This window comes from Streptomyces sp. NPDC096323 (assembly GCF_040302845.1).
In the GTDB taxonomy this organism is placed as follows: Bacteria; Actinomycetota; Actinomycetes; order Streptomycetales; family Streptomycetaceae; genus Streptomyces.
The window spans coordinates 6,127-27,865 of record NZ_JBEOSI010000008.1 but is presented as its reverse complement, the minus strand read 5'-3'; the positions used below and the strand labels follow the sequence as shown (position 1 = coordinate 27,865).

Sequence of the window (21,739 nt, the reverse complement as noted above, 5' to 3'; positions counted from 1 at the left end):
ATCACCCGCCGAAGGGGAGCGACATGGCCGACGCGCAGTGGAGTCCGGGACGCAGGGCAGCGGACGCCGATGAATTCCTGCCGGTGCTGGACATCACCGAGCCGGTCCGCCAACGCCGTCTCACCGTCTTCTTCCGCCTTCTGCTGCTGATCCCGCACTTCATCGTGCTGGTCTTCCTGGGGATCGCGGCGTTCTTCACCGTGGTGTTCGGCTGGTTCGCCGCCCTGATCCTCGGGCGGCTGCCCGAACCCGTCTTCCGCTTCCTCGCGGCGACCCTCGCCTACCGCACGAGGGTCGCCGCGAGCGGCATGCTCCTCGTCGACAGCTACCCGCCGTTCACTCTGACGCAGCCGCCGGACCATCCGGTCCGGATCGACGTCCGCCCGACGCGCCTCAACCGGCTCGCCGTCTTCTTCCGGCTGATCCTGGTGATTCCGGCCGCCGTCGTACAGAGCCTCGTCACATCGGGCTGGTACGCCCTGGCGATCGTGTGGTGGCTCATCACGCTGATCCTCGGGCGCATGCCCCGCCCCCTCTTCGAAGCCACGGCGGCCACCCTCCGCTACGAGATGCGCGTGTCCGCCTACGTGTCGATGCTCAGCCCCGCCTACCCCAAGGGCTTCTTCGGCGAGGACGCCCTGTCCGTACAGGCCCGGCGCGGCCGGTCCGCGACCAGCCCCCTGGTCATGAGCACCGCGGGCAAGGCCCTGCTGGTCCTCTTCCTGGTCCTCGGGCTCGTCGGGAGCATCACGACGTCCGTGACCCGTTCGTCGTCCGATGGCACGGATTACCGCACGCAGGGGTAAAGGGCTCGTGCGACCGGCCTGCCGACCGGCATGATCAACCGATGACATGGACAGCACCCGAAGTCACCCGGACCGATGGTTCCCTCGTCGCGGCAGAGCGGGAGATGCTCACCGACTACCTGCGATGGTTCCGCGCCACACTTCTCCGGAAATGCGCCGGGCTGACCGGGGAGCAACTCGCCGAACGGACCACACCTCCCTCCAACCTCTCGCTGCTCGGACTCCTGCGCCACATGGCCAAGGTCGAACGCGCCTGGTTCCGGCAGCGGTTCGACGGTCAGGCCCTCCCGCCGATGTACGACCCCGAAAAGGGCAAGGACGCCGACTTCGAGGACCTAGATCCGGCCCGGGCCGCCGAGGATTACGCGCGGCTGGTCGAGGAGTGCCGCCTGGCGGACGAGATCATCGCCGGCGCCTCGTTCGACGACACGTTCGTCCACAACGGCGAGGTCTTCTCCCTGCGCCTGGTGCACGTCCACATGATCGGCGAGTACGCACGCCACATCGGCCACGCCGACATGGTGCGCGAGCGGCTGGACGGGGTCACGGGGGACTGAGCAAGGCCGCAGGCCGCGCCCGGCACCGGATGACGAGAGCCGCGCCGTCCGCGGAGTCCGACACGTCGGCGGAGGCGGGGTGCCCCGGCGGCCGGTGGTGCGGAAGCCATGATGAGAGGACGCGGCCGACAAGGGCCGCGACCGGACGACGACGGGACAACTGCCATGCCGCTTCAGGGTGAGTACGAGCCGAGCCCCACACCTCACGTTCGTAACCAGGTCCAGCAGTACGAGAGTTCGGGCGGGACGGAGGGGACGACCATGCGGGGCATGCCGGTCATCATCCTGACCACGATCGGTGCCAGGAGCGGGAAGATCCGCAAGACGCCCCTGATGCGGGTCGAGCACAACGGCTCGTACGCCGTGGTCGCCTCACTGGGCGGGGCTCCGCAGCACCCCGTCTGGTACCACAACCTCACCGCCGACCCCCGCGCCGAACTGCAGGACGGCCCGGTGCGCCGGGACATGAGGGCCCGTGAGGTGACCGGGGACGAGAAGGCGCTCTGGTGGGAGCGCGCCGTCGAGGCGTACCCCGACTACGCCGACTACCAGGAGAAGACCGACCGGCAGATCCCCGTCCTCGTACTGGAACCCGTGGACGCCGGTCACTGAGCGGCGCGGACGCGTGCGGACCGTCCCCGGCCGGCCGTCAGGCGCCGGCGGGGACAGCGCCACGGGATACTCTCCAGCACGGCTCCTGAGGCGTGGGGCCGAGCGGAAGGATGCACACAACCAGATGACAGACAACTCCGAGCTGGTCGCGTTCGTGCGGGCGCGCCTCGACGAGGAAGAAGAGGTCGCACGTGCGGCCGGCGGCGAGGGATGGCGGTGCCCGGCCGAGGTGCCGGGCGAGATCCACGACCGTACGGGCGCCATCGCGTTCACCCTGAGGACGCACGGCTACGACCACCACATCGCCCTGCAGGATCCCGCGCGCACGCTCCGGCGCATCGAGACCAGCAGGGTGCTCCTCGACGAGTACGCGGAGGTCGCCGCCCTGGACGTCGACCGCCCGGAGCGGGACTTCGCCTCCGGCCGGGCCTTCGGCCTGGGTTTCGTCGTCCGGCAGCTGGCCGCGGAACACGCGGGGCACCCCGGCTACCAGGTGAAGTGGCTGCCCCGCTTCACGCAGTAGGAGCACCCTGCCGGGCAGCCCGGTCTCGCCGGCGCGGAGCAGCGCCCGGACCCGCGTGCCCCGGCCACCGGTACGCACGGGCCTGCTGCCCGTCGGCCGCGGTCGGGCCACCGGCGGTCAGAGCGGGTTCGTGCCGCCGTCGCCCTTGGCGGACACCTGATCGCTCCGCTCCTGGAGCCGGCGGGCCTTGTCCTCCAGACGCCGGCGTTCCTGCGGGTCGGAGACGCGGGCGGCCGCCTCCCTCAGCTCCTCCGCCTTGGCGCGAATACGTTCGGCGCGGCCGCCGGTTTCGTCCGCAACACTCATGATCACTCCTGGGTCTCGGGGGGAGAGCCGACCCCACCAGCGAATCAGCGCCCCCGCACCCGTGCATCTCGAACGGTCACGCGCCGCTACGGAATGCGGTGCGTGAGCCGGTCCTGACCGTGCGGCCCCTGAGGCATCATGGGGCCAGTGATCACCATTCATCTGAAGTACGAGATCGACCCCGACCGCATCGAGGACTTCGAGGAGTACGGCCGCAGATGGGTCGTCCTCGTCAACCGGTTCGGCGGCACCCACCACGGCTACTTCCTGCCCAGCGAGGGCGACAGCGACATCGCCTACGCGCTCTTCTCGTTCCCGGGCTTCGCCGCGTACGAGCAGTACCGCAAGGACAGTGTCACCGACCCCGATTGCCGGGCCGCGTTCGAGCTGGCGCGCCGCACGGGCTGCATCCGACGGTACGAACGCCGCTTTCTGCGCCCCCTCGACAACGGGACGACGGATGCCCCGCAGGCTCCTGGAGCCCCGTGACGGATGCCGTGACTCCGGCGGTCCTCGCAGACCTGCCGAACGATGCGCGGGTCCGGCGGGCCGCTCCTACGCCGGCTCCGCCGAGGCGCGGCCCGCCGCCGTGTCGATGACCTCTTCCAGGACCTCGCGCGAGCGGAGCAGGTCGTTGATCATGCGGTCGATCCGGTTCCGCTCGGTGGTGAGCTCGGCCACCAGTTCGGGCGTGGCGCGCAGGGACGGCCCGCCGTCCTCGTCGCGCATGCAGGGGAGGATCCGGGCGATCTTCGAACTGTGCAGGCCGGCGGCATAGAGCTCCTGGATGCGGATCACCCGGTCGACTGCCCTCTCGGGGTAGTCGCGGTGACCGCCCGGTGTCCGGTCGGCCTCCAGCAGCCCCTGCTCCTCGTAGTAGCGCAGCGAACGTTCCCCGACACCGGTGCGAGCCGCCAGTTCTCCAATGCGCATGATCACCCCAGGACTTGAATCTGACATCAATGTCAGGTTTTACGTTACCGGCATGACGCACACACAGCAGGCATCCGTCACAACCGGTCTCTTCGCACCCGCCCGCCTCGGCCGTCTCGGACTGGCCAACCGGCTGGTCATGGCTCCGCTGACACGCAACCGCGCCTCGGTCGGCGGCGTACCCGGCGAGCTGATGGCCACTCACTACGCCCAACGTGCCTCGGCAGGTCTGATCATCGCCGAGGGCACCACGCCGAACGCCGTCGGCCAGACCTACCCCCGTATCCCGGGCATCCACAGCCGGGCGCAGATCGACGGATGGCGCCGGGTCACCGATGCGGTGCGGGCGGCTTCCGGCCGGAGTCACATGTTCCTCCAGTTGCAGCACGGCGGCAGGGTCGGCCACCCCGACACCAGCGGCCACATCCCGCTCGCACCGTCCGTCGTGCGCTTCCCTGAGGAGCTCCAGACACCGAGGGGGCTCCAGGGCGCCGTCGCGCCACGCGAGATGTCGGAGCGGGACATCCGGTCCACCGTCGCCGATTTCGCCGCTGCCGCCCGCAACGCCGTCGAAGCAGGCTTCGCCGGCGTCGAGGTGCACTCCGCCAACGGCCATCTGCTGCACCAGTTCCTGGCCCGGAACACCAACCGCCGCACCGACGGATGGGGCGGCCCGGCAGCGAACCGTATCCGCTTCACCGTCGAGGTGGTGCGCGCCGTCGCGGAGGCCATCGGCCCGGAACGGGTCGGCGTACGCATCTCTCCCGGAGAGAGCGTCAACGGCATCGAAGAGGGCGACACCGAGGAGATCTACGCGGCGCTCGTGCCCACCCTCGCGGACATCGCCCCCGTCTACCTGCACCTGGTCCACGCCGACCCGGATCAGCCCCTGTTCTCACAGATCCGCGAGGCATGGACGGGCACACTGATCGCCAACCCGGTCCTGTCGCGCGAGGAGGCGGCGGCGGACGGCGGCATGAGGCGCGGGGAGCGCCTTCTGGCCGAGGGCGCCGAGCTGATCGCGCTGGGCCGCGGGTTCCTCGCCAACCCCGACCTCGTGGAGAGACTGCGCAGCGGCGCACCGCTCAACGAGCTCCGCCCGGAGTTCCTGATGTACGTACACGGGGAGGAGGGGTACAACGACTACCCCCTGCTGGCGCTGGGCTGAACCCGGCCACGGAGACCCTCGGCGGCCGGGCAGACGACGCCCCCCCCGGCCGCCCGGCCACCACACGTCAGGCGGGCGGCCGCGGACCGGCGGCCGCCCCACGCAGCAGGCCGGCCAGTTCGAGAGCGGCCGGGAGCGGTGTGGCGGGCAGCGCCACGTGTACGGTCCGGCGCAGAGCCGGGTCGGTGAGGGAGCGCAGGACGAGGGTGCCGGGGACCGCCCGGGCGGCGAGCGAGGGGACGAGCGCCACACCCAGCCCCGCGGCGACGTAGCCGAACTTGCCCGTCCATTCCGCGATGCGCACGACCTTCCTCGGGCTGAAGCCCGCCCTGGCGCAGGCGTCCGCGAGCATCGTCGGACGGTCGCCGTACGCACTCTGAAGCCACGCCTCGTCCCGTAGGTCCCGCAGGTCGAGCGCACCGGCTCCGGCCAGCCGGTGCTCCCGGGGGAGCACGACGCGCAACTCGTCCTCGCACAGGACCGTCGTGGTGACACCGTCGGCCGGTGGCAGACCGGACGGATAGTCGCTGACGACGGCGAGGTCGAGCGCACCGTTCGTGAGCTGCTGCATGAGCGTGCCGGTCGGACCTTCGGATGCCACGACCTCGACCCCCGGCCTGGTGTCGCGCAGCGCCCGCAGAGCGCCGGGTACCAGGGAGATGTTGGCGGTGGCGAATGCCCCGACGTGCAACAGCCCGCCCTGCCCGGCATGGAGCACGGCCAGCTCCCGCTCCGCCCTCGCCAGCCGGTCCAGCACCTCGATCGCGTGCCGGTGCAGGGAGCGGCCGGCGGGACTGAGCCGTACTCCCCTGGGCAGCCTGTCGAACAGGGGGCCGCCCGCCTGCTGTTCCAGCGAGGCGATCCGCCGGGACAGCGCGGACTGCGTGTAGTTGAGCCGGACCGCCGCCTGCGTGAACGAACCGGACTCCGCCACCGCCACGAGCAGCCGAAGCGCATCGTTCTCGAACACCCGCTCAACACCTCCCGGTTACGGGGGCCGCCCCCGCTCGTCATTCCTACTCCTCCCATTCCTCTCATGCATGGCTTCCATGCAATTCAGTCGCTGGTGGAATGCCGGGCCCCGCCCTAACGTCGGTCCCATGGCGGGGCGGTCGACCGAGACGCGCCCCAAGTGGCCCTGGGAGGGCGCGTGTTCACACATAGGCAAGCGATGACGAGGCGCGTCCGGTGACGCGGGAGGGGATCCTCTCCCTGCCGGCGATGCTGAGCGATCTGGAGGAACTCGTGCGGTGCGAGTCCTTCTCGGCCGATCTGGGCGCGGTGGCCCGCAGCGCCGAGGTGGTCGGCGCCCTGGGGGAGAGGCTGCTGGGCGTCGCGCCCCAACGGATCGTGATCGGTGGAGTGAGCCATCTGCGGTGGTCCTTCGGCATCCCGAAGGTCCTGCTGATCGGGCACCACGACACGGTGTGGCCCATGGGCTCGATCCGCAGCCGTCCCTGGTCGGTGGCGGACGGCAGAGCGCGCGGACCCGGGGTCCTGGACATGAAGGCCGGTCTGGTGCAGATGTTCCACGCGCTGGCGTCGTTGCCCTCACCCGACGGGGTGTGCGTGATCGTCAACGGGGACGAGGAGGTCGGCTCCACGACGTCCCGGCAACTGATCGAGCAGTCGGCGGGCGGCTGCGCGGCCGCCTTCGTGCTGGAGGCTTCGGCCGACGAGGGCGGCGCGCTGAAGACCGCTCGCAAGGGTACGTCACGCTACGAGATCGTGGTGCACGGCAGGGCCGCGCACGCGGGTCAGGAACCCGAGAAGGGGGTCAACGCCGCCATCGAGGCAGCGCACCAGGTGCTGTCCGCCGCCGGCCTCGGCGTATCGGCCGCCTCGGCCGAGGACGGCAGCCCCCTGGGCGCGGCGACCATCACGCCGACCCTCCTGTCGGCGGGAACCGCCCGTAACACCGTCCCCGCGCTGGCGCGGCTGACGCTCGACGTACGCGTGCCCAGCGCGGCCGCGCAGGAGACGATCGACGTGCTCGTACGGGGTATGACGCCCCGGACACCCGGCGCGCGGCTGGAAGTGACGGGCGGCGGACAGCGGCCGCCGATGGGGCCGGAGTCCTCCGCCGCCCTGTACGCCCTGGCGTCACGGATCGCCGCCGAACAGGGCCAGGAACCGCTGAGAGGGGCGCCCGTCGGAGGCGCCTCCGACGCCAACTACACGGCGGCGATGGGCTGTCCGACGCTGGACGGTCTAGGGGCCGTGGGAGGCGGGGCACACGCGGACTCCGAATACGTGGCCGTCGACCGGATGGTTCCCCGGGCCCGGCTGCTCGCCGGGCTCGTCGCCCGGACCAGGCGATGACGTGCTCGTCCTCACCGGCCGTACAGAGCGTGACCCCCCTCAAGCGCGTGCATCCTCAAGGAGACGATTCGCATGAGACCAGGCATCAACGGGTTCGGTCTGGGCGCGGCGTGCGGTGATTACGCCGTCGCGGGCGTGGCGGGCGGGCTCGCCCAGATGGCACGGCGGGTGCTGGCCCTGTTGGGCCTGGTGCTGCTTGTCCTCCTGGTCGTCAAGCAGCCTCCGTCGGCGTTGACCAAGGGTGCCCTCATCGTGGGGGTCGCGGTCGCCCTATGGGGACTCACCCGTGCCTGGCGGTTCGTTTCCGCCAGGTTCGGGCTCCGCAGGTGCTATCTGTTCGTGGGCGGCGTGGTGGTCACCAACCTGTTCGGCCGGCCGCGGGGAGTGGTGCCCTGGAGCGAAGTGACGTCGCTGGATGTCCTGGTCACGCGCTCGCTCCTGCTGGCCTTCCACCGCTTCGAGGTCCGGCGGCGAGGGGTGCGGCGGCCCCTGGCCTTCCTGGCCCTGGGCATGCAGCCGGCCCTGGCGGAGCCGCTGCTGACACGGGCGGCAGCCAACGGCATCGGAGGCTGATTCCCTGTCAGGCGGACATCCGGCTGGGGTGGGAAGCCCGACGGGCGGCCGCCAGCAGGGCGTGAATCCGGGGTGCGGCCTGGCTCATCTCCGTCAACGGCGTCGCGAACGGCAGCCGCACGTCGCGCCGCGTACGGGCGTACTCGAGCCGCAGGGTGACGCCGTACCGGTCGAGCGCCACGGGGAGCGCCCGCAGCAGGGTCCTGTCCGGAACGGGGCGGACGAGGCGCAGCAGCAGTGGCACGAGTTCCGCGTGACTGTCCATGAGGTGGGTCAGCATGTCCGCCTCGTGCGGGGCGACCGGATCGGGAACGGCCGTCTGGAGCGCGGACAGCGGAACGAAGGTGCGGGCGCCGCTCTCGTCGAGGACCGCCTGGCCGAATTCCATGCAGAGGCTGCCCGTGGCCTGCGCGTCGTAGGGGGCGGCCAACAGGCCGGTCATCGTGACACGGGCGCGCAGCCGGTCGCGTACGGGCGTGGGCGCGACGTCCGTGAACTCCAGCCGGACCGGGACGGGGGAGGCCGGGTGGACGGGGCAGGTCCCGGAGGGTTCGTGGAGGTGGACGTGGCCCATGGCGCCCGTGCCGTCGAGGCGGTGGACCTCGACGGGGGCGAGGCCGTCACTGACCACCGTCATCGAATGAGCCGCGGTGAGGATCGACCGCATGCGTTCGGCGGGAGTCGGCTGCGAACTGCGGGCGCGGAAAGGAGGCATGCGAGGTCTCCTGAGGGGAGGGCGACGAGATTCCGCCGACGGTAACTTAGGTATGCCTAACCTAACGCACTGTGGCGGGCGGTGGAACCGGGGGCGCGGGATGCGGCCGATACGCAACGGGCAGACGCCCGGTCGAGCGCGGCGGCCCGACGTCCCGTCCGGTTGTCGGCCGCGCTCAGGAGCACTACGCCGACCAGCCGTTATCCTCGCCGCCATGAACAGCACCGGAAGCGAAACACGTCATATCGGCATCCGCATCGCCGCCTCGGCCCCGGCTGTCTACGCCTATGCCTCCGATCCCGCACATCTGCCGGCATGGGCCCGGGGGCTGGGCGGCTCCATCGAGGAGATCGACGGCCAATGGGTCGCGGATTCCTCTCCCATGGGCCGGGTCGTCGTCGCCTTCGCGCCGCGGAACGAGCTGGGCGTGCTCGACCACGACGTCACGCTGCCCTCCGGGGAGACCGTCTACAACCCGGTACGGGTCATCGCCGACGGCTCGGCGTGCGACGTGGTGTTCACCCTGCGACGGCGGCCCGGTGTCAGCGACGCGGACTTCCAGCGCGACGCCGACATGGTCGCCGCGGACCTGACGCGGCTCAGGGAGCTCACGGAGGCCGTCTGAGCCTGTCCGCTGATGCGGGACGCACGGCGCGCGAAGGGTCCGGGGCGCCTGGGGGCAGGCGCCCCGCCGTCATGAGCCGGTGGCGGCTCCCGGCGCCCGGCTCCGGTCGGATCGGAACGCGGTCGCGGCAGACGAAAGAACGCGCTTGCCGCGCAATTCCGCCCTGTGCGGGGCGTCGGCAACGTCCTCGGCGGGTCTCCGCCGGCCGCCCGCCTCACGCCCGAACTCCGCCGAATATAGGGCAGTTGAGGCACCGGGTGGGGCGTTGCCCACTCCCTGTACGTCCAGAGTCTTGCCAGCCTCGCGGGCGCCGCCCTATCCTCACGAACCAGAAAGCGCTTTCCATGAGAACGAGTCCCGTCCGGTCCGGTGAAAGCGCATTCACGGCAACCGCCGCGACTTCGTGAGCGAGCCGCCACCGATCCGTTCCAGGCCGCAATGGCGCGGCCCGTCCGATCGCACCGAAGAAGCGCACCCGCAACCACGCTGATCAGGGCCTGCCCGGGGAGGAACGGCAGCCGACAGGCTGCTGGGATGACATGGGCATGCCATTTCACGTCCGGCCTACGAAGACGTACAGGGAGAAACCAGCATGAAAAGACCAGTTGCCATGCGACTCTACGCGGCGCTGACCACGGCCGCGCTCGCCGCCGCGACCGGTGTCGTCGTGTCGATGCCGTCCGCGTCGGCCGCGACCGGCGGCGCCACCGGCTACGCGACCCAGAACGGCGGAACCACCGGCGGCGCGGGCGGACAGACGGTCCGGGCCACTACGGGCACCGCGATCCACCAGGCCCTGTGCAGCCGGGCCAGCAGCAGCACCCCGATCACCATCGAGGTCGAGGGGACGATCAACCACGCCAACACCGCGAAGGTGTCCGGCGACAGCTGCAGCACCGCAGCTGGTGTGATCGAGCTCAAGCAGATCAGCAACGTCACCCTCGTGGGTGTGGGCAGCGGCGCCGTCTTCGACCAACTCGGCATCCACATACGCCAGTCCAGCAACATCATCATCCAGAACGTGACCGTCCGGAACGTCAAGAAGTCGGGATCGCCCACGTCCAACGGCGGTGACGCCATCGGCATGGAGAGCGACGTCCGCAACATCTGGGTCGACCACACCAGCCTGGAAGCGTCGGGAGGGGAGTCGGAAGGGTTCGACGGCCTCTTCGACATGAAGGACAACACGCAGTACGTCACGCTGTCCTACAGCACCCTGCGCAACTCCGGCCGCGGCGGCCTCATCGGTTCCAGCGAGACCGAACTCTCCAACGGCTTCGTCACGTTCCACCACAACCTGTACGAGAACCTCGACTCCCGCACCCCGCTGCTGCGCGGTGGCACCGCCCACATCTACAACAACTACTACGTGAAGCTCAACGAGTCCGGGATCAACTCCCGGGCCGGCGCCCACGCGAAGGTGGACAACAACTACTTCAAGGACTCCAAGGACGTCCTGGGCACGTTCTACACCGACGCCGCTGGATACTGGCAGGTCAGCGGCAACACGTTCGACAACGTGACGTGGTCCGCCCGCGGCAGTGAGTACAACCCGGCGGGGCCCGACCCGAAGTCCAACACCACGGTCAGCATCCCCTACGCCTACAGCCTCGACGCGGCATCGTGCGTGCCCGGCATCGTGGCCCAGACAGCAGGTGCCAACAAGGGGCTGAAGGTGTCGGACGGCAACTGCTCGACGCAGACGCCGACCCCGGACCCGACCGACCCGACGCCCGACCCGACCGACCCGACCCCGGACCCGACCGACCCCACCGGCACCAACCTCAGCATCGGCGCCGGCTCCGACGGGACGAGCAAGGCCGACGGAACGAGCTACGGCAACGTGCGTGACGGTGACCTGAGCACCTACTGGTCGCCCGCCGGAGCCACCGGCTCCATCTCGGTCAAGTGGGGTTCCGCGACCTCCGTTTCCTCACTCAACATCCGGGAGGCGTCCGGCTCCGCGGGCAGCATCGGAGCCTGGAAGGTGCTCAACGGCGACACCGGCGCCGTGCTGACCTCCGGCAGTGGAGCGGGTGTCATCAGGATCCCGCAGACCTCGTTGCGCAAGATCACCTTCCAGATCACCGGCTCGACCGGCACCCCGAAGATCGCCGAGTTCGAGACCTACGCGAAGTAGCGGGACAGAGGCCCGCCCGGCGGATCACGAACGCCGGCGGGACTCGCGAAGCGCCACAGCGGACGACCCACTCGCCGTGCCGCCGGCATGACCGCTGCCATGGCGGTCATGCCGGCTCGCGTCAGTGGCGAGTCGGTCATCCCGTGGCTTCCGCGGCAACTCCCGGCTGCGGCCGGGTCCGCACGCCCCAGCGGGCAAGAGAAGGGCCGGCAGCACCCAGCGCGGCGAAGAACACGGCCAGCAGCAGCCAGCCCCCCGCGCCGAGGCCGAGCACCACCGTGGTGAGGATCGCGGGGGCAAGAGCCTGGCCCGCGCTGAAGCCGAGGCCGAGGACGCCTTGGTACTGGCCCTGTGCATGGTCGGGGGCAAGGCCGAAGCCCAGGGCGAAGCCCGCCGAGGATTCCCAGACCTCTGCCAGGCTATGGACGAAGATCGCTGCCAGGACGAGTCCCGCTGCCGCCCAGACAGGGGTGTATGCCGCCAGTGCCATCATGGGGCAGCTGACGAGGAAGAGCAGTCCCGCGGTGCGAAACGCCCTGCCGCCATCGTGCGGGGTTTCGATGCGAGAGCCGATCCTGGTCTGCATCAGTACGCAGAAGGCGGCATTGACGGCGAACAGTGCGGCCACCGTCCAGCGCGGCGCTTCGGTGTGTTCGGAGATCCAGATCGGCAGGAGCAGGGAGACCACCGGGTAGTGCAGTCCCATGGCCCCGTAGAGGGCGGTGAACGTCAGGAACGGGCGGTCGGCGAAAGCGAGCCAGTGGCGCTGCTGCGGTGGTGCGGCCAGCACGGGATAACGGGGCAGCAGGAGCAGAAGCACCGAGCACAGGACGAAGCTCGCTGCGTTGCCGAGAATCAGCGTGACATAGGCGCCACGGGTGTCCGCTGCGAGCGCCAGCCCGGCACCCACCGTTCCGAGGATCACGCCAAGGTTGACGAAGGTGCGCAGCTTCGCCCGGAACAGGGCCGGGCGATCGCCCCCGACCCGGACGACCAGAGCGCCCCAGGCCGCACCGCCCACCGCTGCGGCGATCTGGTCGACCGTCGCGACGATCGCGAGCGCGACCCAGCTTTCGACGAGGACGAGGGCTGCCATCGACAGCGCCTGGACCACGAGGGCCGCCATCATGATCGTGCGGGCTCCACGCCGGTCGGCCAGATGCCCTCCGGGTATCCCTGCGCCCAGGCCGATCACTCCGGCGATGGTGAGCGCGGCGCCGACCTACACAGCGGGCAGGCCCACGGCCAACGTGAAATAGAGCGCCGACGCCGCGTTGAACAGTCCGTTGCCGACCCGGTTGACGAAACTGGCGGCGATCAGCACGCGCTCCGGCCCGCTGTCCCCCGCCATGCGGCCTATTCGGCCTGCCAGGCTGCCCTTGATCATGGTCGGCAGGCTAACAGCGGTCGCAGCAGTCGCAGCGAGATCGCGTGCCTGATGGCGACAAGGGCGATCAGCGAAAATCGCGACAAGGACGCTCAGCGAGAATCACGCGCGCTGTGACGGGCTCCCTCAGCACGGTGTGGCTGGCCATGGACGATCAGGACGGCTACTTCGGCGAGCACGTTGCGACGGCCGCGACCAGTCGTCGGGCGGAGAGCGTGTTGCGACGACCTACGACCGGTCGTCGGCGGAGATGTTCAAGCCGGGCGTAGTCGACCGGACGGCCGACTTTCTGGCGGGTCTGGCCGACGGTGGCGCCTGCTCCGGCACCCACGGCGTCATCCCCGCCGGGCCGCCTGTCGCACGGTGCCGATAGAGGTGAGGCGGTACGCCGATCAACTCGGTGAAGTGGGTACGGAAGATGCCCGGCGAGGAGCAGCCGACCGCACGACGGATCCCGGCGACGCCGAGGCCCCCGTGGAGCAGCAGGACAGCCGCGCGTTCGACGCGACGGGCCATCAGGTACGCGTACGGAGACTTTCCGTAAGCCAGCCGGAACTGCCGGCTGAGCAGTCCGGCCGGCACGTTCGCGCCGCGGGCGAGCGTTTCGACGTTCAATGGCTGCGCGTACTCCCGGTCGATCCGGTCGCGTACGCGACGAAGTCGTGCGAGGTCGGTCAGGCGCTGCGCCGCGATGCGGGCGCGCCCCCACGCGGGGCGGCACATGTGAGCTCCATTCCGTCGACGTCCGTGTACACCGGGATTGCGGCGGTACGGGCTTCCGGCCGCCGGACTCCTTACAGGTGGTCGCCGTGCCGGCCTGATGACCGGGACGGTTCAGCGAAGTTCCTGGATGCGGACCAGGTTGCCCGCCGGATCGCGGAAGGCGCAGTCGCGGATGCCGTACGGCTGCTCGGTCGGCTCCTGCACGACCTCGGCGTCGCTCGACTGCACCTTCTCGAACGTCGCGTCGAGGTCCGGCGTGGCCAGCAGGATCCACCCGTAGGTGCCCTTGGCCATCATCTCGGTGATGGTGCGGCGCTCGTCCTCGGTGATCCCCGGGTCGACGGCCGGCGGCGCCAGCAGGAGGGACGTGCTGGGCTGCCCGACGGGGCCGACCGTGATCCAGCGCATCTTGCCCTGCCCGACGTCGCTGCGGACCTCGAAGCCGAGAACGTCGCGGTAGAAGGCCACGGACGCGTCCGGGTCGTCGTGCGGAAGGAAGCTGGTGTGAATGGTGATGTCCATGACGATCATGCTAGAGCCGCCGCTGGGACCGTGCTTCTCGATTCCTGATCGATCCGGCTGATTCTTCCGCCGTTGCTTCGGCCACCGCGGCTACTGCTCACCGTCGCGCGCAGCAACAGGGGCCCGTCAGTCCAGCCGGGTCAGATCCGGGCGCAGGCGTTGCCAGACCGGATGGCGCAGGCGGCCGGTCCTGGTCCATTCCGACGCCGTGACCTCGGCGACCAGCCGCGGCTCCACCCAGTGGGCGCCGGCCACGTCGACCGGGTCGGTGAACGGGGACGTCGGCCGTGCGATGACCGTGAAGTACGCCGTCAGCTCGCGCTGTTCGCGCTCGGACAGGCCCGATCCGACCGATCCCGCGTACCGCAGACCCGTGGGTCCGGTGACGCCGACGAGTACCGCCCCCGGCACACCCGCGGCGGCGCCTCGTCGCTGGGTCCAGCCGCCGATGACCACGTCCAGGGTCTCCACCCGCTTGGTCTTGCGCCAGTGAGCCGATCGGGTGCCCGGTGTGTACGGGGAGGAGAGCCGCTTCGCGACCACGCCCTCCAGTTCTTCACGGATCACCGCCTCCCACACCTGCGTACCGTGCCCGTATACGGAGGAGGGGGTCGACCAGTGCGCCCCGGTCACCCCCAGGGCGGACAGGGCCTCGCGTCGCTCCGCGTACGTGGCGTCGAGCAGCAGGCGGCCGTCGACGTACATGACGTCGAAGACCATCAGGTGAACAGGGCAGTCCAGCGCCAGGCGGCCGGCGCGTCGCGCGTTGACCACGCCCATCCGGCTCTGGAGCCGGCCGAAGTCGGACCGCCCGGAAGCGTCGAGGACCACGAGTTCGCCGTCCAGGACCACCCCACGCCCGCGCAACCGGCTGCCCAGTGCCCGCAGCTCCGGATAGGTCACCGTGATGTCGTTGCCGTTCCGCGAGGTCAGCCGCACCGACCCGTCGCCCGTCGTGCTCAGGACGCAGCGGACACCGTCCCACTTGGTCTCGAACGCCCAGTCCGAGTCGGGCACGGGGAGCGGGCCGGGCACGGCCGCCATCGGTGCGATCGGCGGCGGCGACCAGAGGGTGCCGGCAGGGGTCGGAGCCATACCGTCGATGATCGAACGTCCCGCACGACGGCGCAGATCCAGCAGTCCGTTGGGACGCGCCGCTGAGCAGCGCAGATGGCGGCCGGCCGGGGATGCCGGTGTGAAGACCGTTGACAAAAGTGTGACCTGCTAGAAACCTGTCACCGCGACACCGCAAAAAACGCATGAGATCGCTCAAAAAACGATGCGATGAGCGCGAGTTTCCGGCAGGCGGTCTGCTTTCCCTCCTGTCGGCGTCCCCGATCACCCCCTCGGTGTACCGGCAGCCGTACCCGGCCCTCTCCGACCGCACGACGCCGCACGCGGCGTGCGGCCGGCGGCGCCCGGGCGAGCGCTTCCGGTCCCGCGGCCCCACGGAACAGAGGACAGCATGAGAGGAAAGCAACTCGGACGGCGGCTGGCCGTCGGCCTGGTGACCGCCGCGTTGATGGTCGTCGGGCTTCTGCCGGTCGCCGCCTCGGCGGCCGGACCAGGCCCCGACCTCGCCCTGGGCAAGCCGGTGACGACGAGCGGGGCGCACAGCGCGTACCCGGCGTCCAACGTCGCCGACGGCAGCCAGCAGACGTACTGGGAGAGCCCCGGCACCTTCCCGCAGTGGATCAGGGTCGACCTCGGCAACCGGTTCGACGTCGACCAGGTGGTGCTGAAACTGCCGGCCACCTGGGAGGCCCGGACCCAGACCCTCGCCATCCAGGGCAGCACGGACGGGACCACCTACAGCACCCTGTCCGCTTCCGCCGCCCGGGAGTTCAGCCCGGCGGCGGGCAACACGGTCACCCTCGGATTCGCCGCGAAGGAGACGCGGTACATCCGGGTGCAAGTGACCGCAAACAGCGGCTGGAACGCCGCGCAGCTCTCCCAGGTCGAGGTTCGCGGCGAGGCCACCGGGAGCGATCCCGGTCCGTCACCCGCCACCGGGTCCAACCTGGCAATGAACAAGCCGGTCGAGGCGTCGTCGTCCGTACAGAGCTATGTGGCGTCCAACGCCAACGACGACAGGACCGGCACCTACTGGGAGTCCGACGGCCAGGCCGCCACGCTGACGGTGAAGCTCGGAGCCGACGCCGAGCTGGAAGCCGTCGTCGTCAAGCTCTCCCCGGAGCAGGCCTGGGCGACCCGTACGCAGAGCCTCGAGGTGCTCGGCCGCGCCCAGTCCGCCACCGGCTTCACCTCCCTGAAGAGCCGCGCCGACTACGTCTTCGACCCCTCCGGGAACGAGAACACGGTCACCATCCCGGTCAGCGGACGGTACGCCGACGTACAGCTGAAGTTCTCCTCCAACACCGGCGCCCCCGGTGCCCAGGTCGCCGAGGTCCGGGTCGTCGGCACCGCCGCCCCCAACCCGGACCTGACGGTCTCCGAACTGACCTGGTCACCCGCATCACCGTCCGAGACGGACGACGTCACGGTGAACGCCACCGTGCGCAACACCGGTACGGCGGCCGCCGCGGCGACGACCGTCGACGTCAGCCTGGAGGGCGTGGTCGCCGGCAGCGCCCCGGTGGGAGCCCTCGCCGCCGGTGCCTCGGCCACCGTGCACATCGACGCCGGCAGGCGGGCGATGGGCACGTACAGCGTCTCGGCGGTGGTCGACCCGACCGACACGATCGCCGAGCAGGACAACAGCAACAACAGCCGCACCGCCGCCACGAAGCTCGAGATCGGGCAGAGCCCCGGCCCCGACCTGGAGGTGCTCGGCATCGCGTCCAGCCCGTCGAACCCCGCGGCGGGCGCCCAAGTCACCTTCTCCGTATCCGTGCACAACCGCGGTACGAGCGCGGTCGGTTCGTCGACCGTCACGCGGCTCCTCGCGGAGAGCACCACCCTCGACGGCACCACGGGTGCGATCCCCGCCGGAGGCACGGTCACGGTGGCCATGAGCGGCACGTGGACCGCGAAGAGCGGGGGCGCCAACCTGACCGCCACCGCCGACGCCACCGGTGTCGTCACCGAGACCAATGAGAACAACAACGTCTTCTCGCGCGCCCTCGTGATCGGCCGCGGGGCCGCGGTCCCGTACACCGAGTACGAGGCGGAGTCGGGCGACTACCGGGGCACGCTGCTGACGTCCGACCGGGAACGCACCTTCGGGCACACCAACTTCGCCACCGAGTCCTCCGGCCGGCAGTCCGTGCGGCTGGACTCCGGCGGCCAGTACGTCGAGGTCACCTCGACCGTGCCGTCGAACTCCCTCGTGGTCCGCAACTCCATACCGGACGCCCCGGGCGGCGGCGGGGCGGAGGCCACGATCAGCCTGTACGTCAACGGCACGTTCGCCCGGAAGCTGACCCTCTCCTCCAAACACAGCTGGCTCTACGGTGACACGGACAGTCCGGAGGGGCTGACCAACACCCCGCAGACGGACGCCCGCAGGCTGTTCGACGAGTCCCACGCACTGCTCGGCCAGACCTACCCGGCCGGGACGAAGTTCCGGCTCCAGCGCGACGCGGGTGACTCGGCCTCCTTCTACATCATCGACCTCGTCGACCTGGAACAGGTGGCACCGGCGGCCGAGAAGCCGGCCGGATGCACCTCGATCACCGCCTACGGAGCCGTCCCGAACGACGGGATCGACGACACGGACGCCCTCCAGCGGGCGGTGACGGCCGATCAGAACGGTGACATCGGCTGCGTGTGGATTCCGCCGGGGCAGTGGCGGCAGGAGCAGAAGATCCTGACCGACGACCCGCTGAACCGGGGCCAGTTCAACCAGGTCGGCATCAGGGACGTCACGATCCGCGGCGCGGGCATGTGGCACTCCCAGCTGTACACCCTGACCCCGCCCCAGGACGCGGGCGGCATCAACCACCCGCACGAGGGGAACTTCGGCTTCGACATCGACGACAACACCAGGATCTCGGACCTGGCGATCTTCGGCTCCGGCACCATCAGGGGCGGAGACGGCAACGCGGAGGGCGGCGTGGGCCTGAACGGGCGCTTCGGCCACGACACGGAGATCACCAACGTATGGCTGGAACACGCCAACGTGGGCGTGTGGGCCGGCCGGGACTACAGCAACATCCCGGAGCTCTGGGGACCCGGTGACGGCCTTCGGTTCAGCGGCATGCGGATCCGCAACACCTACGCGGACGGCATCAACTTCGCCAACGGCACCCGCAATTCGACGGTGTTCAACTCCTCCTTCAGGAACACCGGGGACGACGCGCTGGCCGTGTGGTCGAGCAAGTACGTGAAGGACCCGGCGGTGGACATCGGCCACGACAACCACTTCCGCAACAACACGATCCAGCTGCCCTGGAGGGCCAACGGCATCGCCGTCTACGGCGGTTACGGCAACACCATCGAGAACAACATCATCTCCGACACGATGAACTACCCCGGCATCATGCTGGCCACGGACCACGACCCGCTGCCCTTCTCCGGCCAGACGCTGATCGCCAACAACGCGCTGTACCGCACCGGTGGAGCGTTCTGGGGCGAGGCCCAGGAGTTCGGCGCCATCACGCTGTTCGCGGCCTCGCAGAACATTCCGGGCGTCATCATCCGAGACACCGACATCCACGACTCGACCTACGACGGAATCCAGTTCAAGTCGGGCGGCGGCTCCGTGCCCGGAGCGCAGATCACGGACGTCCGCATCGACAATTCCGTCAACGGTTCCGGAATCCTGGCGCACGGGGGCGCGCGCGGCAGCGCGACGCTGACGCACGTGACCATCACCGGTTCCGCCGACGGTGACGTGGTGGTCGAACCCGGATCCCAGTTCGTCATCGACGGCAGTGCCGGGAACGCGGCGACCAGGAACTAGCCGTCCGCCACCGGTCCCACGACTTCGTACGGACCGGACTTCGCCCGGCCCCGGCCGGCACGCCATCCGGGCGTGCCGGCCGGGCGACCGCCGGCCACGAGGGGCCGATACGGACCCACCGCGCCCGGCGATCCCGCACAATGCGGTGATGATCGACGAAGACCCGTACCTGTGGCTGGAAGACATCGAGAGCGAGGCCGCCCTCGCCTGGGTGGCCGAGCGGAATGCCGAGACGGACGCCGCTCTGGCGTCCGGCGCCGGGTTCGCGGCGCTGAAGGAGCGCCTGCGGGAGGTGCTGGACGCGCCGGACCGGATTCCCTATGTCTCGCGCCACGGAGCGTTCCTCTACAACTTCTGGCGGGACGCCGGGCATGCGCGCGGTGTGTGGCGGCGCACGACACTGGAGCAGTACCGCACGGACGCTCCCCGGTGGGAGATTCTCCTCGACATCGACGCGCTCGCCGCCACGGAGGGTACGAAGTGGGTGTGGGCCGGTGCGCGGATGCGCCACCCGGACTGCGACCGGGCCCTGGTCCGCCTCTCGCGCGACGGCGGTGATGCCGTGGTGGTCCGCGAGTTCGACCTCTCCACGAGGGCCTTCGTCGAGGGCGGCTTCCAGGTGGCGGAGGCCAAGACGGACATCGAGTGGATCGACGCCGACACCGTCTTCGTGGGCACGGACTTCGGCCCGGGCACCCTCACCGCATCCGGCTATCCGCGTACGGTACGCAGGTGGCGCCGCGGTACGCCCCTGGCCGAGGCCGACGTGGTCTTCGAGGGCGAGAGCGCGGACGTGGCAGCAGGAGCCCGGCACGACTCCACGCCCGGCTTCGAACGGGACTTCGTCGACCGGTTGGTGGACTTCCACCGCAGCGAGCTGTACCTCCTCACCCGCGAGGATGCGCTCGTCAGGATCGAGGTGCCGGACGACTCCACCGCGTACGCCCATCGCGAGCACCTGATCGTCCTCCTGAAGTCCGACTGGCTCGGACACCGGGCGGGCTCCCTGCTGGCTTTCGGCTTCGACTCCTTCCTGGCCGGCGACCGGACCGCCAACGCGCTGTTCACGCCGGACGCCCGGACCGCCCTGGCCGGCCACGCATGGACCCGCCACCATCTGATCCTGGAGACGATGCACGACGTCAGCACGCGCATCGAGGTGCTCACCCCCACCCCCGGCTCCGGGTGGGCGCACGAGCCACTCGCGGACGTCCCGGCGCTGTCCGCCGTCACCGTCATGGGCACGGATCCGGACGTCTCCGACGAGTTCTTCCTGGACGTGTCGGGGTTCCTGCAGCCCTCCACGCTCTCTCACGGGACGATCGGGGGCGGCACGCAGATCCTCAAGCAGGCCCCGGCCCGCTTCGACGCGGCCGGTCTGACCGTGGAGCAGTTCTTCGCGCTCTCCCCGGACGGCACGCGCGTGCCGTATTTCGTGATCGGCCCCGACCATGCCGCCACGGGCCCCGGTCCCGCCCTCCTCTACGGCTACGGGGGCTTCGAGGTCTCGCTCACCCCCTCCTACGGAGCGGTGGCGGGCCGGGCCTGGCTGGAGCGCGGCGGGACCTACGTGGTCGCGAACATCCGGGGCGGCGGCGAGTACGGGCCCGGCTGGCACCGGGCGGCACTCGGCGCGGACAGGGTGCGGGCCTTCGAGGACTTCGCGGCCGTCGCCGGCGACCTCGTCGCACGCAACATCACCACCCCGGCGATGCTGGGCGCGACGGGAGGCAGCAACGGCGGACTCCTCATGGGCGCGATGGCCACCCGCCACCCGGAACTGTTCGGCGCGATCGTCGCGCAGGTCCCGCTCCTCGACATGCTGCGCTTCCACGAACTCCTCGCCGGCGCGTCCTGGATCGCCGAGTACGGGAACCCGGACGACCCGGACGACCGCGTGCACCTGCGGGCGCTGTCCCCGTACCACCGGATCGCCGCGGACCAGGTCTGTCCGCCGCTGCTCCTGATGACCTCCACCCGTGACGACCGCGTCCACCCCGGCCACGCCCGCAAGGCGGCCGCACGGCTGCGCGAACTCGGCCACCGGGTCCTGTTCCACGAGAACACCGGAGGAGGCCATGCGGGCGGGGACAACGAGCAGCACGCCCACACCAACGCACTGAAGCACGCCTTCCTGTGGCGCCACCTCTCACCAACGGCGCTCGACTGACGGTCCGGACCGGCGGCGGACCGGACCCGCTCAGCCGACCTCCGCGCCCAGCAGTTTCCGGAAGGCCCCGGCCCCCGCCGCTGTCACCTTCACCGCCCGTCCGGAGCCGATCCGCCGCACCCACTGGCGCTCCAGCGACGCGGTGCACAGGGCCGCGCCCATGGCTCCGGCCAGATGGGACCGGCGCTCCGTCCAGTCCAGGCAGCTCCGCACGAGAGGCCGCCGCGCACCCGCCGCGTGCCGGTAGCCCAGGGCGTCGGCCAGCCACTCCCGGCCGGCCGGGGTGACGGCGAGCCCGGCATCGTCGGAGACCAGGCCCCGGGAGACCATGGCGTCGGCCAGGGCCACACCCAGCTCACCGGCCAGGTGGTCGTAGCAGGTCCGGGCTCGCGCCTCGGCGCCCGCCTGCACGGACTGGCGCAGATTGCGTGGGCGCGGGGAGCCGGGGGCGTACGAGGCGACGGCCTCGATCAGCGCCGCCGCTTCCGGGCCCGCCAGCCGCACATAGCGGTGCCGGCCCTGCCGCTCCTCGGCCAGCAGTCCGCCCTCGACGAGACGGGAGAGCTGCTCGCTCGCCGTGGAAGCGCCGACCCCGGCGCCCCGGGCGAGCTCGCCCGCGGTCCAGGCCCGGCCGTCGAGCAGGGCCAGGCAGAAGGCGGCCCGGGTGCGGTCGGCGAGCAGGGAGGCGGTGTCGGAGATCGAGGACATGCAGTCAATGATGCCGCCGGGGCGGGTGGGGGGGGGCCGCACCCTCCCGGCCGGAGCGGGGGGGCCCAGGCGCGCACGCCGCACC

The 21,739-nt window shown here is 70.6% G+C and carries 21 protein-coding genes and 1 pseudogene; 12 read left to right on the top strand and 10 right to left on the bottom strand.

What is annotated here, in order from left to right:
• Positions 1-23 precede the first annotated feature (23 nt).
• The 4 genes from ABTX18_RS22390 to ABTX18_RS22375 all read left to right on the top strand — a co-directional run bounded on the left by ABTX18_RS22390 (position 24) and on the right by ABTX18_RS22375 (position 2,498).
• A complete protein-coding gene (locus tag ABTX18_RS22390; RefSeq protein WP_352124494.1) occupies positions 24-806 on the top strand; it encodes a DUF4389 domain-containing protein in 783 nt (260 codons plus the stop codon).
• A 41-nt stretch (positions 807-847) separates the two neighbouring features.
• Complete coding sequence (locus ABTX18_RS22385) at positions 848-1,363, top strand: DinB family protein (protein ID WP_352124493.1); 516 nt, start codon at positions 848-850, stop codon at positions 1,361-1,363.
• A gap of 165 nt (positions 1,364-1,528) precedes the next feature.
• Positions 1,529-1,975, top strand: coding sequence for a nitroreductase family deazaflavin-dependent oxidoreductase (locus ABTX18_RS22380; RefSeq protein WP_352124492.1), 447 nt, complete (start codon positions 1,529-1,531; stop codon positions 1,973-1,975).
• A gap of 124 nt (positions 1,976-2,099) precedes the next feature.
• Positions 2,100-2,498, top strand: a complete 399-nt coding sequence (locus ABTX18_RS22375; protein ID WP_352124491.1) for a DUF6221 family protein — start codon at positions 2,100-2,102, stop codon at positions 2,496-2,498.
• 117 nt (positions 2,499-2,615) lie between these two features.
• Here the strand turns inward: ABTX18_RS22375 and ABTX18_RS22370 are convergent, their stop codons facing one another.
• A complete protein-coding gene (locus ABTX18_RS22370) occupies positions 2,616-2,804 on the bottom strand; it encodes a DUF6381 family protein (RefSeq protein ID WP_352124490.1) in 189 nt (62 codons plus the stop codon).
• Positions 2,805-2,951: 147 nt separating this feature from the next.
• Between ABTX18_RS22370 and ABTX18_RS22365 the strand changes: the two genes are divergently transcribed.
• The gene (locus tag ABTX18_RS22365) at positions 2,952-3,293 is read left to right on the top strand and encodes an NIPSNAP family protein (protein ID WP_352124489.1); all 342 of its coding nucleotides are present in this window, start codon (positions 2,952-2,954) and stop codon (positions 3,291-3,293) included.
• Positions 3,294-3,359: 66 nt separating this feature from the next.
• Here ABTX18_RS22365 and ABTX18_RS22360 read toward each other — a convergent pair whose 3' ends face one another.
• Positions 3,360-3,737 carry a MerR family transcriptional regulator gene (locus tag ABTX18_RS22360; protein ID WP_352124488.1) on the bottom strand — a complete coding sequence of 126 codons (378 nt, stop codon included), beginning with the start codon at positions 3,735-3,737 and terminating at the stop codon, positions 3,360-3,362.
• Between the two features lie 52 nt (positions 3,738-3,789).
• Here ABTX18_RS22360 and ABTX18_RS22355 point away from each other — a divergent pair, with 52 nt between their 5' ends.
• Positions 3,790-4,905 (top strand): alkene reductase, encoded by a 1,116-nt coding sequence (locus ABTX18_RS22355; RefSeq protein WP_352124487.1) that lies wholly within the window; start codon positions 3,790-3,792, stop codon positions 4,903-4,905.
• Positions 4,906-4,972: 67 nt separating this feature from the next.
• On the opposite strand, the gene ABTX18_RS22350 is transcribed toward ABTX18_RS22355, so the two are convergent.
• Entirely contained in the window at positions 4,973-5,875 is a 903-nt protein-coding gene (locus ABTX18_RS22350) for a LysR family transcriptional regulator (protein WP_352124486.1), read from the bottom strand.
• A gap of 251 nt (positions 5,876-6,126) precedes the next feature.
• Between ABTX18_RS22350 and ABTX18_RS22345 the strand changes: the two genes are divergently transcribed.
• Together ABTX18_RS22345 and ABTX18_RS22340 are read left to right on the top strand one after the other, a co-directional pair.
• Positions 6,127-7,227: a M20 family metallopeptidase gene (locus ABTX18_RS22345; protein ID WP_352124843.1), complete on the top strand. Its 1,101-nt coding sequence runs from the start codon at positions 6,127-6,129 to the stop codon at positions 7,225-7,227.
• A 72-nt stretch (positions 7,228-7,299) separates the two neighbouring features.
• On the top strand, positions 7,300-7,800 hold the full coding sequence (locus ABTX18_RS22340; RefSeq protein ID WP_352124485.1) for a hypothetical protein: 501 nt from the start codon (positions 7,300-7,302) through the stop codon (positions 7,798-7,800).
• A 7-nt stretch (positions 7,801-7,807) separates the two neighbouring features.
• Here the strand turns inward: ABTX18_RS22340 and ABTX18_RS22335 are convergent, their stop codons facing one another.
• Positions 7,808-8,515, bottom strand: a complete 708-nt coding sequence (locus ABTX18_RS22335) for a DUF2470 domain-containing protein (RefSeq protein ID WP_352124484.1) — start codon at positions 8,513-8,515, stop codon at positions 7,808-7,810.
• A 214-nt stretch (positions 8,516-8,729) separates the two neighbouring features.
• Here ABTX18_RS22335 and ABTX18_RS22330 point away from each other — a divergent pair, with 214 nt between their 5' ends.
• Both ABTX18_RS22330 and ABTX18_RS22325 read left to right on the top strand, forming a co-directional pair.
• Entirely contained in the window at positions 8,730-9,140 is a 411-nt protein-coding gene (locus tag ABTX18_RS22330; RefSeq protein WP_352124483.1) for an SRPBCC family protein, read from the top strand.
• Between the two features lie 592 nt (positions 9,141-9,732).
• A complete protein-coding gene (locus ABTX18_RS22325) occupies positions 9,733-11,280 on the top strand; it encodes a pectate lyase family protein (protein ID WP_352124482.1) in 1,548 nt (515 codons plus the stop codon).
• 136 nt (positions 11,281-11,416) lie between these two features.
• On the opposite strand, the pseudogene ABTX18_RS22320 reads toward ABTX18_RS22325, so the two are convergent.
• The 5 genes and pseudogenes from ABTX18_RS22320 to ligD form a co-directional block, all read right to left on the bottom strand.
• Positions 11,417-12,490, bottom strand: a pseudogene (locus ABTX18_RS22320) (MFS transporter); the annotation flags it as partial.
• A 12-nt stretch (positions 12,491-12,502) separates the two neighbouring features.
• The gene (locus tag ABTX18_RS22315; RefSeq protein ID WP_352124481.1) at positions 12,503-12,667 is read right to left on the bottom strand and encodes a hypothetical protein; all 165 of its coding nucleotides are present in this window, start codon (positions 12,665-12,667) and stop codon (positions 12,503-12,505) included.
• A 228-nt stretch (positions 12,668-12,895) separates the two neighbouring features.
• Positions 12,896-13,390 carry a helix-turn-helix transcriptional regulator gene (locus ABTX18_RS22310; protein WP_352124480.1) on the bottom strand — a complete coding sequence of 165 codons (495 nt, stop codon included), beginning with the start codon at positions 13,388-13,390 and terminating at the stop codon, positions 12,896-12,898.
• 111 nt (positions 13,391-13,501) lie between these two features.
• Positions 13,502-13,912, bottom strand: a complete 411-nt coding sequence (locus ABTX18_RS22305; protein WP_352124479.1) for a VOC family protein — start codon at positions 13,910-13,912, stop codon at positions 13,502-13,504.
• Positions 13,913-14,038: 126 nt separating this feature from the next.
• Complete coding sequence (ligD, locus tag ABTX18_RS22300; RefSeq protein WP_352124478.1) at positions 14,039-15,007, bottom strand: non-homologous end-joining DNA ligase; 969 nt, start codon at positions 15,005-15,007, stop codon at positions 14,039-14,041.
• Positions 15,008-15,377: 370 nt separating this feature from the next.
• Between ligD and ABTX18_RS22295 the strand changes: the two genes are divergently transcribed.
• The gene (locus ABTX18_RS22295; protein ID WP_352124477.1) at positions 15,378-18,776 is read left to right on the top strand and encodes a CARDB domain-containing protein; all 3,399 of its coding nucleotides are present in this window, start codon (positions 15,378-15,380) and stop codon (positions 18,774-18,776) included.
• Positions 18,777-18,924: 148 nt separating this feature from the next.
• Positions 18,925-20,946 carry a prolyl oligopeptidase family serine peptidase gene (locus ABTX18_RS22290; protein WP_352124476.1) on the top strand — a complete coding sequence of 674 codons (2,022 nt, stop codon included), beginning with the start codon at positions 18,925-18,927 and terminating at the stop codon, positions 20,944-20,946.
• Between the two features lie 30 nt (positions 20,947-20,976).
• Here ABTX18_RS22290 and ABTX18_RS22285 read toward each other — a convergent pair whose 3' ends face one another.
• Entirely contained in the window at positions 20,977-21,654 is a 678-nt protein-coding gene (locus ABTX18_RS22285) for an ArsR/SmtB family transcription factor (protein ID WP_352124475.1), read from the bottom strand.
• Between the last annotated feature and the right edge of the window lie 85 nt (positions 21,655-21,739).

Coding starts and splice junctions, on each gene's coding strand:
- ligD (WP_352124478.1), bottom strand. CDS start 15,007: ATGGCTCCGACCCCTGCCGGCACCCTCTGGTCGCCGCCGCCGATCGCA.
- ABTX18_RS22295 (WP_352124477.1), top strand. CDS start 15,378: ATGAGAGGAAAGCAACTCGGACGGCGGCTGGCCGTCGGCCTGGTGACC.
- ABTX18_RS22330 (WP_352124483.1), top strand. CDS start 8,730: ATGAACAGCACCGGAAGCGAAACACGTCATATCGGCATCCGCATCGCC.
- ABTX18_RS22375 (WP_352124491.1), top strand. CDS start 2,100: ATGACAGACAACTCCGAGCTGGTCGCGTTCGTGCGGGCGCGCCTCGAC.
- ABTX18_RS22305 (WP_352124479.1), bottom strand. CDS start 13,912: ATGGACATCACCATTCACACCAGCTTCCTTCCGCACGACGACCCGGAC.
- ABTX18_RS22310 (WP_352124480.1), bottom strand. CDS start 13,390: ATGTGCCGCCCCGCGTGGGGGCGCGCCCGCATCGCGGCGCAGCGCCTG.
- ABTX18_RS22370 (WP_352124490.1), bottom strand. CDS start 2,804: ATGAGTGTTGCGGACGAAACCGGCGGCCGCGCCGAACGTATTCGCGCC.
- ABTX18_RS22345 (WP_352124843.1), top strand. CDS start 6,127: ATGCTGAGCGATCTGGAGGAACTCGTGCGGTGCGAGTCCTTCTCGGCC.
- ABTX18_RS22360 (WP_352124488.1), bottom strand. CDS start 3,737: ATGCGCATTGGAGAACTGGCGGCTCGCACCGGTGTCGGGGAACGTTCG.
- ABTX18_RS22285 (WP_352124475.1), bottom strand. CDS start 21,654: ATGTCCTCGATCTCCGACACCGCCTCCCTGCTCGCCGACCGCACCCGG.
- ABTX18_RS22335 (WP_352124484.1), bottom strand. CDS start 8,515: ATGCCTCCTTTCCGCGCCCGCAGTTCGCAGCCGACTCCCGCCGAACGC.
- ABTX18_RS22355 (WP_352124487.1), top strand. CDS start 3,790: ATGACGCACACACAGCAGGCATCCGTCACAACCGGTCTCTTCGCACCC.
- ABTX18_RS22325 (WP_352124482.1), top strand. CDS start 9,733: ATGAAAAGACCAGTTGCCATGCGACTCTACGCGGCGCTGACCACGGCC.
- ABTX18_RS22290 (WP_352124476.1), top strand. CDS start 18,925: ATGATCGACGAAGACCCGTACCTGTGGCTGGAAGACATCGAGAGCGAG.
- ABTX18_RS22390 (WP_352124494.1), top strand. CDS start 24: ATGGCCGACGCGCAGTGGAGTCCGGGACGCAGGGCAGCGGACGCCGAT.
- ABTX18_RS22385 (WP_352124493.1), top strand. CDS start 848: ATGACATGGACAGCACCCGAAGTCACCCGGACCGATGGTTCCCTCGTC.
- ABTX18_RS22315 (WP_352124481.1), bottom strand. CDS start 12,667: ATGATCAAGGGCAGCCTGGCAGGCCGAATAGGCCGCATGGCGGGGGAC.
- ABTX18_RS22380 (WP_352124492.1), top strand. CDS start 1,529: ATGCCGCTTCAGGGTGAGTACGAGCCGAGCCCCACACCTCACGTTCGT.
- ABTX18_RS22340 (WP_352124485.1), top strand. CDS start 7,300: ATGAGACCAGGCATCAACGGGTTCGGTCTGGGCGCGGCGTGCGGTGAT.